Origin of the sequence: Intrasporangium calvum (assembly GCF_028446585.1) — a bacterium.
GTDB lineage: Bacteria > Actinomycetota > Actinomycetes > Actinomycetales > Dermatophilaceae > Intrasporangium > Intrasporangium calvum_A.
Genome location: NZ_JAPFQL010000045.1, coordinates 1 through 10,946, shown reverse-complemented (window position 1 = coordinate 10,946; position 10,946 = coordinate 1). Strand labels below are relative to the sequence as shown.

The following is a 10,946-nucleotide window of genomic DNA, read 5'->3' as shown; positions in this document are numbered from 1 at the left end:
CCCTGACCGTCGAGAGTTCGTCACGGGTCACCTCGTCGCCGTCGGGGTCGTCACTGGGTCGCTCGCGGGCGTGGTCGGCTCACCCGTCGGGCTCGTCCCCAGTGTCGCCGTGGGAGCCCCAGAAGCGGTGGCGGCCGGTTTCGTCGGCGTGGCGCTCGCGGTCGCCTCGGACGTGGACGCCCGGGGCGATGGCGTGCCGGTGGGCGTGGCCGCCGCGGGCTTCGTCGTCGCCTTGGGCTTGGCCACGGGCGTGGGGCTCGTGACGACGGACAGGGCCTGGGCGCTCGTGGCGGGGTAGGCGGTGCCCGTGACCGTGCCGGTCGTCAGGTCGATGTAGGCACGCTCGTTGGCCCGTACCAGCCCGAGCTGGCTCGCCTTCTTGGCCAGCGCGCCGCTCGCCGAGGCCCGGTCGATCTCCTCCTGGAGGTTGCCCGCCGTCTCGCTCAGGACGGCGGACTCTCGCTGAAGGGCCCCCAGCTCGAGCGACCCGTGCGCGAGCGCGGTGTTGAGCAGGAGCAGAGCGACGAGACCGGTGGTCATCAGCACGACGCAGATGGACGCGAAGGCGCCGTGGCCCGTCGTCGTGATGCGGGCGGGGATGACGCGAAGTGTCGCGGGGGCCGGCGCACCCCGAGGGCTGCGCCCCGGGGAGCGGAGCGGCCTGGCAGTGGCGGTCGCCTGGCTCATCGGGAGCCTCCCTTCTTGGTGTGCCGCTGGGTGCGCATGGTCTGGGTGCGCATGGTCTGGGGTCGCGAGGGCCTCGGCTGCCGCGGGCTCTCGGGTGACGTGCGCTCGAGCCGGGTCTGGTCGCGGGTCGAAAGGAGCCGCTGGACCGCCGTGCCGGCCGAGGCGCCGGTGTCCCTCACCCGCTCGACGGCGCGGAGCTTCGCGGATGCTGCCCGCGGATTGGCCAGCACCTCGGCGTCGCCGGGCTCCTCGGCCCCCCTTGTCAGGAGCCGGAGATAGGGCGCGTGCTCCGGCAGCTCCACGGGTAGTCCGGGCGGGGCACTCGAGGTGGCCCCCAGGGCGAAGGCGCGTTTGGTGAGCCGGTCCTCGAGGGAGTGGAAGGACAGGACCGCCATCCTGCCGCCGACGCCCAGCACGTCCACGGCAGCGGACACGGCCCGCTCCCAGCCGCCCAGCTCGTCGTTGACCTCGATCCGCAGCGCCTGAAAGGTCCGCTTCGCCGGGTGCCCGCTCTGCCGCTGGGAAGCCACCGGAATCACCCGGCGCAGCAGGTCCACGAGGCGGCCGGACGTGGTGAAGGGCTCCGACTCGCGATCCCGCACGATCGCCGAGGCGATCTTGCGGGCGAACCGCTCCTCGCCGTACTCGCGCAGGATCCGGGTCAGCTCCTCCACGGGATAGGTGTTGAGCACGTCCGCGGCGGTCCGCCCCCGGCTCTGGTCCATCCGCATGTCGAGCGGGGCATCGACCCGGTAGGCGAAGCCGCGGTCCTCCTCGTCGAGCTGGAGCGAGCTCACACCGAGGTCGAACACGATCCCGTCGACGTGCTCGAGCCCGGCATCGAGCACCACCTGGGCGATCTCGTCGTTCGTGGCGTGGACCGGGATGAAACGGCTCCCGAAGGCGGCCAGCCGCTCGCCTGCCAGCGCCAGTGCCTCGCGGTCCCGGTCGATCCCGATGACGCGGCACCCGGAGAACCGGCTGAGCACGCCCTCGGCGTGCCCTCCCATCCCCAGCGTGCCGTCCACGTGGACGGCGCCGGGCCTGGACAGGGCGGGCTCGAGCAGGTCGAGGATGCGGTCCCGCATGATCGGGACGTGGCGTTCGTGCGCCGGTCCACGGTCCGTCATCCTCGTCCCTTCCCGTCCCTCCCGGCGCGGTGCGCCGGCGCGTTTGCTCTGGTGCTGGTGGTGCTGTCTTGGCTGTTCGTCGTGGAGCGGTGCACTTCGGGTGGAGGGCTGAGCTGGGGCTGCGGGCTGTCGCGACCTGGGAGCTGGTCCCCATCCGCGTCCCCGCCCGGAACGGGGGAAGTCGTTCCGGGAGCGGAGCGGCTGGAGGCCGGCGCACAGGTTGTTCTGGAGGGGGGTGGAGGGAGCTGGAGGCAGCAACGTCACGGGTGCTAGAAGAGGCCCGGGATCACCTCCTCCTCCGTCTCGGCGAAGCTCTGCTCCGTCGCCGCGAGATAGGAGTTCCACGCGGTGCTGTCCCAGACCTCGAGCCGTGACCCCGCGCCGATGACCGTCACCTCTCGGTCCAGACCGGCGTACTGCCGCAGGTTCGCCGGAATGGTGAAACGCCCCTGCTTGTCGGGCACCTCGTCCGACGCCCCGGACAGGAACACGCGCATGTAGTCCCGGGCGGCCTTGCTCGTCGTCGGGGCCTGGCGCATCTGCTCGGCCACCTTGACGAACTCGTCCATCGGATAGAGGAAGAGGCAGCGCTCCTGACCGCGCGTCACGACCAGTCCACCCGCCATGCGGTCGCGGTACTTCGCCGGCAGAAAGAGCCGGCCCTTCTCGTCGAGGCGCGGCGTGTGCGTACCGAGAAACACGGTCCGCCACCTCCCCTACCTCGACCCGTCGGCGTCCCCAACGCCTTCCTTGGTGCTCCACGATACTCCACTTTCCCCCACCGTCAACGAAACAAACCCGCTTTCGACCACTTTCTCGGCGCATTTGTGCACGTCAGGAGGGGTGGAGGGAAATGGAGGAGGATGCCGCTGAGCTCGCCACGCGCGCGCCCTCACTGGTGAGCGGGGCCGGGCTGAGCGGCATACGGCACCGGGATCCGTGCGCAAGAGCCCAAATCAGGGGACGCGGGCCACGGAAGGCGCGACACTGGTGGAGGAGAGTGGTGGAGCGTATCGAGGCGGCTGGTCCGGGACGTCTCCATCGGGTCACGACTCTCCCGACACTTCCGAGTGACGCGCGTCATGGGAGAGGATCACCAACAGGTTCGCGCCGCCGCCACCACGTACTGTCGGGTCGCTGCGCCGGGACGAACCCGACGGGACCAGTGCTCGAGGACTCGGGCGGTGACAGACGGAGGACAGGGTGACGACCGATACCAGTGGAGTGGGGACCGCGGGAGATCTCGATCTGGTCAGAAGGGTCGCGGACCAGCTCTTCGCGACCATGACGAAGGTGATCGAGGGCAAGCCGGACGTCGTGCGCACCACCATCACCGTGCTCTTCGCCGGCGGTCACCTGCTCATCGAGGACGTGCCCGGCGTCGGCAAGACCATGCTGGCCAAGACCCTCGCCAGGTCCATCGATGCCTCGGTGCGCCGGGTCCAGTTCACACCCGACCTCCTGCCCAGCGACATCACCGGCGTCAGCATCTTCAACCAGGACGCTCGGCGGTTCGAGTTCCGGCCGGGCGCCATCTTCGCCAACGTCGTCGTGGGCGACGAGATCAACCGCGCCTCACCCAAGACGCAGTCCGCGCTGCTCGAGTCGATGGAGGAGCGGCAGGTCACCGTGGACGGCACGACCTACCCGCTCCAGGCGCCGTTCATCGTCATGGCCACCCAGAACCCGATCGAGATGGAGGGCACCTACCCGCTGCCCGAGGCGCAGCGCGACCGCTTCATGGCGCGGATCTCGATGGGCTACCCGTCTCCGCGGGCCGAGCTGACCATGCTGGACAGCCACAGCGCGCGTTCGCCGCTGGACAGCCTCGCCGCCGTCACCGACGCGGCGACGATCAACACCGTCGTGGAGGCGGTGACCACCGTGCACGCCAGCCCCGCGGTGCGTCAGTACATCGTCGACCTCGTCACGCGGTCGCGCTCCACGACGGCCCTGAGACTGGGCGCCTCACCGCGCGCCGGACTCCACCTGCTGCGCGCGGCCCGGGCCCAGGCGGCCCTCGGCGGACGTGACCACGTCATCCCGGACGACGTCCAGACGCTCGCCGTCGCCGTCCTCGCTCACCGCCTCATGCCGTCGAGCGAGACCCAGCTCGCCCGGCGGACGACCGCAGAGGTGGTCACCGACCTCCTGCGCCAGGTGCCCGTCCCGTCCGGGACGCGGTGAGCGGGGGCCCAGGTGCGTTCGCTCCGACGACTGCTGACGACCCGAGGCCGCGCCTTCGTCGGGGCCGGGGTCACCCTGGCGCTCGCCGGGATCCTCTTCGGCTTTCGTGACCTGACCCGCTTCGGCGTCCTGCTCGTCGCGCTCCCCTACATCAGTGCGATGCTCGTGCGCACCCGCAAGACCCGGCTGCGGATCGAGCGCCACATCTCGCCCGACCGGATCACGGTGGGGCAGGACGCCCATGTGGCCCTCGCGTTCGAGAACGTCTCCACCACGACCACGCCGGTCTTCCTCGCCGAGGAACGTCTCGACTACGTCCTCGGCGACCGGCCGCGCTTCATCGTCGGTCGCATCCCGCCGGGCCGGGTGCGCATCATCGACTACACCGTGCGGTCCCACCTGCGCGGCCGCCACCACCTGGGGCCCCTCGGCGTCCAGGTCCAGGACCCCTTCGGCCTCGCCACCCGGGCAGCCGTCCTCGAGGGCACCGCTGACCTCGTGATCCTCCCCCAGGTCCACCCCCTGTCAGCCAGCCGACAGCCGAGCTCCGGCGTCGGGTCAGAGGGCGAGCTGGCTCACCTCATCGCCCTGCACGGCGAGGACGACGTCACCATCCGGGAGTATCGCGACGGGGACGACCTGCGTCGCATCCACTGGCCCGCGACCGCCCGGACCGGAGACCTCATGGTGCGCCAGGAGGACCGCCCCGCCCAGCGGCGAGCCGTCGTCCTGCTCGACCCACGCCCCGACGCACACGGCGGCAGCGGCGCCATGGGTTCCTACGAGTGGGCCGTGTCCGCGTGCGCCTCCATCGCAGCCCACCTGTGCGAGACCGGCTACGCGGTGCACCTGGTGTGCCCCGAGACGGTGGAGAGCGGGCGGGTCACGGCTTCGCTCCAGATCGACGAGATCCTCGACGTGCTCGCCATGACCCAGCTCCGCTCGCAGGCCACCGACGACCTCATGCTCCGCGAGGCTCAGGCGCTGGCCGCTGCGGGCGGGTTCGTGGTCGCCGTGGTCGGCCCGCGCGGGCACGAGGTCACCGGACGACTGGCCAGCCTGCGGCAGCCCGGCACCACCGGCCTCGCCCTCGTCCTCGACGCGCTGGCGTTCGGCCAGCCGCCGGGCCGGCCCGGGGGCTCCGGTCCGCGGCCCGATCCGGTGGCAGCCCACGTCGACGCGCTCCGGCTCGCCGGCTGGCGGGCCATCCCGGTGGGCCGCGACGAGGACGTCCCACACGCGTGGGCCGTGCTGACCGCGGCAACGGTGGGAGGCGCACGATGACGCGGCGACGGTGGCGCATCACCCTGCTCGCCGCGTTGGCGACGCTCGCCGCCGTCTACCCGATCTCGAGCCTCTTCCGGAGCGACGCGTGGCTGAGGGACGCCGTGCTGGTCATCGCGCTGGCCGCGGCCGTCGGGCTGCTCCTCCGGGGCCTGACGAGATCACGCCTGCTCACCCTGTTCGCACAGCTGGTGCTCGTGCTCTACGGCGTGCTCGCACTCACCGTGCGGGAGACCTTCACCTGGGGCCTGCCGACCGCCGAGACCGTCGAGCGGCTCAACGTGCTCGGCCTGCAGGCCCTCGAGACGATCCAGCGCAACGCTGCCCCGGCTCCGCTCACCGAAGGCGTCACCGTCTACCTCGTCGGCGCCGTCGCCCTGATCGCGGTCGTGGTCGACGCCATGGCCGCCACCTGGCGTGCCCCAGCAGCAGCAGGGCTGCCCCTGCTCACGGCCTACCTCATCACTGCGGCCAACAGCGACTCCACCTCTGCCGTGCGCTACTTCGTCGTCCCGGTCGCTCTCTGGCTCGTCATGCTCCACACGACCGCGCGGGCCAGCTTCGGACGGTGGAGCACGACGAGCGCCACCGACGTCGGCGAGGACGGGCCCGCCTCCGATGACACGACCGCCCTGCGCTCCCTGACCGCGGGCGCGGCGAAGCTCGGTGGCATCGCGGTCCTTCTCGCCCTCGTCGTTCCGGCCGTCACGTGGCATGCGCCGCCCCGCTACCTGACGGACGGCCTGGCCCGGTCGACCGGGTCGGGGGGCATCGGCACCGTCGGTATCAACGACACCATCGACCTGCGCACCAGCCTGCTCAGCACCGACCCGAGCCCGGTCCTGCGCTACACCTCGACCGGGCCGGCGACCGCGCCGCTCCGGGTCTTCGCCACGTCCTACTACTCCAGCGGCGAGTGGCGCATCGCCCGCCGACAGAGCGAGGGGCCCGACCGTCCGGTGCCCTTGCCGCCCCAGGCGGACCGGCGTGAATACATCATGACGGTGAGCAACAACGTCCTCAAGGCACCCCGGCTGGCTGCTCCCTACCCGGTCGTCACCCCGGCCATCGAGGGGACGTCGTTCACCATCGACAGCGTGACGCGCGACATCCAGGTGCGAGAGACCGTCGACTCCTACCAGGTCACGTACTCCGTGGTGAACCCCTCGCCCGACAAGCTTCGATCGGCCGGACCGCCATCATCGCCGGACATCCTCGAGGATGACCTGACCCTTCCCGCGGATGCAGAAGATCTCATCAGGCGATGGTCCGACGAGGTGACCAGAGGGGCCGCCAACGACTACGACAGGGCCGTGGCGATCCAGGCCCACCTGCGCGACTCCACCCGCTACCAGTACAGCCTCGACCTCGGCGAGACCCCACAGGACGAGAACGGTGAGGACCTCGACCCCATCAGCGCCTTCTACGAGACGCGCCTCGGATACTGCACCCAGTTCGCCACTGCCATGATCATGCTCGCTCGAGCCCAGGGCATCCCGGCCCGGATGGCCATCGGGTTCATCGAGGGCAGGCGCGAGGGCAGTTCCAACCTCGTGCGGCAGTCGGATGCCCACGCCTGGCCCGAGCTGTACTTCCAGGGATCCGGATGGTTGCGGTTCGAGCCCACTGTCGGCCGGTCGGGGCCACCCGTCTACTCCCTGGCAGGGGTCGACACGCCGACGAGCGGGGCCACCACCGACTCCGGGTCGACCAGCAACACGGCGACCCCGACGGGTTCCCGCCGCCCCGTGGACGAGGGCGACGCCACGGGCACGGCGACACGGACGTCGTGGTGGGAGCAGTGGCTGAGCGGCAGCAACCTCGTCATCCTCAGCGCCCTCCTCGTCGTTGCCCTGGGCACCCTGCTCATGCCGCTGACCGCTTGGCTGACGCGGAACGTCCGCCGTCACCGTGCAGCCACCCGTCAGGATCTCGTCGAGATCGAGTGGGCGGCGCTGAGGAGCCACCTCGACGACCTGGGGCTCGTCGCACCGCCAGGCGCGACCCTGCGGACGGCCAGAGAGCGTTACATCACGGACGGCCACCTGGACGCCGACCACGCCACCGCCTTGCGGCGCGTCACGGCCACGCTCGAGCGGGCGCGATACGACCGACCCGAGCGAACGACGCCCCAGCAGACGGAGGAACTGCACCGGGACATCCGCTCGATCCGGCGCCAGGTGTCCAGGACCCGGGCCTGGACGACGCGACTCAGGTCCTTCCTCTGGCCGACGGAAGGCGTGTCGGTGTGGCAGGGAGTCTGGCGTCGCCGGAGTCAGGCGCTCCGTCGAAGGCGCTGAGCCGCTGCAGACGGGCTCACTCATGACGAAGGGGTGGCCGAGACGGAGCATCGCCCGTCCCGACCACCCCAGCCCGTTCCTGGAACGGGTCGCTGTGGCGAGGAAGCCGTCAGTCCAGGTAGTCCCGGAGCACCTGGCTCCGGCTGGGGTGGCGCAGCTTGCTCATCGTCTTCGACTCGATCTGGCGGATCCGCTCGCGGGTCACGCCGTAGACCTTGCCGATCTCGTCCAAGGTCTTCGGCTGACCGTCCGTGAGACCGAAGCGCATCGAGACGACCCCGGCCTCCCGCTCGGAGAGCGTGTCGAGCACCGAGTGGAGCTGCTCCTGGAGCAGCGTGAAGCTGACGGCGTCGGCCGGCACGACCGCCTCGGAGTCTTCGATCAGGTCGCCGAACTCCGAGTCGCCGTCCTCACCGAGCGGGGTGTGCAGCGAGATCGGCTCACGGCCGTACTTCTGCACCTCGACGACCTTCTCGGGCGTCATGTCGAGCTCCTTGGCGAGCTCCTCCGGCGTGGGCTCGCGACCCAGGTCCTGCAGCATCTGCCGCTGAACACGGGCGAGCTTGTTGATGACCTCGACCATGTGCACCGGAATACGGATCGTCCGGGCCTGGTCGGCCATGGCTCGGGTGATGGCCTGGCGGATCCACCACGTGGCATATGTGGAGAACTTGTAGCCCTTCGTGTAGTCGAACTTCTCGACTGCACGGATCAACCCGAGGTTGCCCTCCTGGATCAGGTCGAGGAAGAGCATGCCGCGACCGGTGTAACGCTTCGCGAGCGAGACGACGAGGCGGAGGTTGGCCTCGAGGAGGTGGTTCTTGGCCTTCTTGCCGTCCTGGGCGATCCACCACAGCTCACGCTTGAGCTTCATGTCGATCTTCTCGCCCGAGTTGAGCTTCTCCTCGGCGAAGAGCCCGGCCTCGATCCGCTTGGCGAGCTCCACCTCCTGCTCCGCGTTGAGGAGCGCGACCTTGCCGATCTGCTTGAGGTAGTCCTTGACCGGGTCGGCCGTGGCGCCCGCGGTGACGACCTGCTGCGCCGGTGCGTCGTCCTCGTCGTCGTCGCGGATGACGAAGCCGGACTCCTCCTCGGCCTCGGGCGAGGCGGCCTTGTCACCGGTGGCCGTCTCGTCCTCCTCGTCCGTGTCGGTCGACTCCTCGGCCGACTCGTCGCCGGGGGTCTCGACGTCGGTGACCTCGACCTCCTCGAGCTCGCTCTCGTCGGCCTCCATCGGCTCCTCGGACTCGAGGGCGTCCGCATCCTGCGCGTCGGCAGCCTTCGCAGCGGTCGCCTTGGTCGCGGTCTTCTTCGACGCAGCCTTGGTCGCCTTCTTGGCAGCGGCCTTCTTCGCGGGGCTGGCGGCCGCCTTGGCGACCTCCGCGTTGGTCGTGGCCTTCCTGGCCGGGGTGGCCTTCCTGGCCGGCTCTGCCTTCGCGGACGCCGAGGTCACGTCGGCCGTGGAGCCCTTCGTGGACCCTGACGCGGCGGCGGCCTTGGTCGCCGGCTTCGCCCTGGTGGTGCTGGTGGTCGTGGTCCGGGTTGCGGACTTTGCGGCCGCGGCGGTCGTCTTGCGAGCGGTTGCCACAGTGCCTCCCTTGCTACCTCTGCGAGTCTGGGTGTTGGTGGCCGCGGTGTCGACGAGGATCTCGACGTCGTGGGCCTCGAGGGTCGTCAGGACCGGCTTCATCTGCTTCGGGTCGAGCTGAGCCTCCACCTGCGCCCGGGCGATCTCGGTCCCGGTGATGGTCCCGGTCGTGCGGCCCTTGACGAGCAGCTGCATGATCGCGTCGTGCTGGAACACCTTTGGAAGGGCGGTCGGGGTTGCAGCTGGGGTTGCCTTCGGCACGGAGGACGTCACCTTTCGGTCGCACGGAGTCGTCGTCTGCATGACCCTCGGTGGGCATGAATCATCAACGAACGAGAATGGGGATTCGCTCCGGAAATGCTTGGCATGTAGGAGTCGACCCCTCCGTCGATCTCTCGGTGCGCCTCGTGCGATCCGGCTCTCTCGACATTATAAAACGCCCGCTGGCCGACGGGCGAACGTGCGCCCCCCGTCGGCCGCGTCGAGAGGCCCCGGCCGGCCTCGGCCAGCTGGCGCCGAGGTCGGCATCCGCCCTTCCCGGTCCGCCCTCGGCGGCCCCGCTCCCGGCTCGGCCGGCACCCGGGGCCGCCGGGGCGGACGCTCAGTCCGCCTTGACGGCGAGGACCGGGCAGCTCGCGTCCAGCAGGATCCGCTGGGCATTCGAGCCGAGGATCAGCTTGCCGACGGGGCTGCGACGACGCAGGCCGATGACGATGAAGTCGGCGTTCTCCTGCTCCGCCACCGCGATGAGGTCCTCGGCCGGGTCGTTGCCGCGAACCAGCTGACGCACCTCGTGCTCGAGGCCTCGCTCCTCGAGGACGCTCTTCACTCGTTCCAGCTCGCTCTCGAAGCGCGCGGACTCGTCTGCGTCGAAGTCCTTGCCTCCCCTGTGCGAGCTGATCACGACGAGTTTCGTGCCCCTGAGCACGCACTCCTCTGCCGCTCGCTTGAGTGCGGCGCGGCCTTCCTTGGTCGCGACGTATCCAACGACAATGGCCACTGTGCCCGGACCTCCTTGGGACGGAAATGTCTGTGCTCGGACGCTACCCGAAAAAGGGCGGTCCGGGAGGTGTCTGTCGTGGTGCGTCGGCCACAGTGCCGCGGGAGACGGCCCAGGGTGGGGTCAGCCGAGCGCGGACCGGATGATCCGGCCGACCTGCTCCTCCTCGATCAGGAAGCCGTCGTGTCCGTGGCGCGAGCTGATGTGCGCCCGCACGGACCGGGGCAGCAGCTCGTGCATCTCGTCGGAGAGCGAGGGCGGGTAGAGCCGGTCGGTGTCGACCGACGCGATCGTGCACTCCGCGGTGACTCGCGCCAGGGCCGCAGCCACCCCGCCACGGTCGCGTCCCACGTCGTGGGAGTTCATCGCGTCGGTGAGGACGAGGTAGGAGTTGGCGTCGAATCGTCGCGCCAGCTTGCCGGCGTGATGGTCGAGGTAGCTCTCCACCGCGAACCGGCCCCGGTCGCCCGACCGGAGGGGGTCCTCGCCCAGCTGGGCCTGGCGCCCGAACCGGTCGTCGAGCTCGGCCCCGCTGCGGTAGGTGACGTGCGCGATGCGCCGGGCCAGACCCAATCCCTCCTCCGGGGACCGGCCGGTCCGGTAGTAGTCCCCACCGGCGAAGTTCGGGTCCTGGCGGATGGCGAGCAGCTGTGGCTGGCACCAGGCGATCTGGTCCGCGGTCGCGTAGGCCGTGCTCGCGAGCACGATGGAGCGGTCGACCAGCTCCGGCCGGGTCGCCGCCCACTCGATGGCCCGCATGCCGCCCATCG

At 70.5% G+C, this 10,946-nt stretch carries 8 protein-coding genes and 1 pseudogene; 3 read left to right on the top strand and 6 right to left on the bottom strand.

The annotated features are described in order from the left end of the window. Positions 1-27: 27 nt before the first annotated feature. The 3 genes from OO014_RS11355 to mraZ all read right to left on the bottom strand — a co-directional run bounded on the left by OO014_RS11355 (position 28) and on the right by mraZ (position 2,518). Positions 28-687 (bottom strand): hypothetical protein, encoded by a 660-nt coding sequence (locus tag OO014_RS11355; protein WP_272462431.1) that lies wholly within the window; start codon positions 685-687, stop codon positions 28-30. Beyond that, complete coding sequence (gene rsmH / locus OO014_RS11350; RefSeq protein WP_272462430.1) at positions 684-1,817, bottom strand: 16S rRNA (cytosine(1402)-N(4))-methyltransferase RsmH; 1,134 nt, start codon at positions 1,815-1,817, stop codon at positions 684-686. Before rsmH ends, OO014_RS11355 begins: the two co-directional genes overlap by 4 nt. A 269-nt stretch (positions 1,818-2,086) precedes the next feature. Then, positions 2,087-2,518 (bottom strand): division/cell wall cluster transcriptional repressor MraZ, encoded by a 432-nt coding sequence (mraZ, locus tag OO014_RS11345; protein ID WP_272462429.1) that lies wholly within the window; start codon positions 2,516-2,518, stop codon positions 2,087-2,089. Positions 2,519-3,020: 502 nt separating this feature from the next. Here mraZ and OO014_RS11340 point away from each other — a divergent pair. From OO014_RS11340 to OO014_RS11330, 3 genes are read left to right on the top strand one after another with little or no spacing between them, the layout of a single operon-like run. Then, entirely contained in the window at positions 3,021-4,004 is a 984-nt protein-coding gene (locus OO014_RS11340; RefSeq protein WP_272462428.1) for an AAA family ATPase, read from the top strand. A 12-nt stretch (positions 4,005-4,016) separates the two neighbouring features. After that, positions 4,017-5,288: a DUF58 domain-containing protein gene (locus OO014_RS11335; protein WP_272462427.1), complete on the top strand. Its 1,272-nt coding sequence runs from the start codon at positions 4,017-4,019 to the stop codon at positions 5,286-5,288. Further along, positions 5,285-7,588 (top strand): DUF3488 and transglutaminase-like domain-containing protein, encoded by a 2,304-nt coding sequence (locus OO014_RS11330; protein WP_272462426.1) that lies wholly within the window; start codon positions 5,285-5,287, stop codon positions 7,586-7,588. Before OO014_RS11335 ends, OO014_RS11330 begins: the two co-directional genes overlap by 4 nt. Before the next feature lie 109 nt (positions 7,589-7,697). Here OO014_RS11330 and OO014_RS11325 read toward each other — a convergent pair whose 3' ends face one another. The 3 genes and pseudogenes from OO014_RS11325 to OO014_RS11315 form a co-directional block, all read right to left on the bottom strand. Further along, positions 7,698-9,392, bottom strand: a complete 1,695-nt coding sequence (locus OO014_RS11325) for an RNA polymerase sigma factor (RefSeq protein WP_420485503.1) — start codon at positions 9,390-9,392, stop codon at positions 7,698-7,700. Positions 9,393-9,777: 385 nt separating this feature from the next. Further along, positions 9,778-10,176, bottom strand: coding sequence for a universal stress protein (locus OO014_RS11320; protein ID WP_272462424.1), 399 nt, complete (start codon positions 10,174-10,176; stop codon positions 9,778-9,780). A 123-nt stretch (positions 10,177-10,299) separates the two neighbouring features. Then, positions 10,300-10,946 (bottom strand): annotated as a pseudogene (locus OO014_RS11315) (alpha/beta fold hydrolase); the annotation flags it as partial.

Bases quoted from the DNA above. Each gene is read 5' to 3' on its own strand.
- OO014_RS11330 (WP_272462426.1), top strand. From the start codon at position 5,285: ATGACGCGGCGACGGTGGCGCATCACCCTGCTCGCCGCGTTGGCGACG.
- rsmH (WP_272462430.1), bottom strand. From the start codon at position 1,817: ATGACGGACCGTGGACCGGCGCACGAACGCCACGTCCCGATCATGCGG.
- OO014_RS11355 (WP_272462431.1), bottom strand. From the start codon at position 687: ATGAGCCAGGCGACCGCCACTGCCAGGCCGCTCCGCTCCCCGGGGCGC.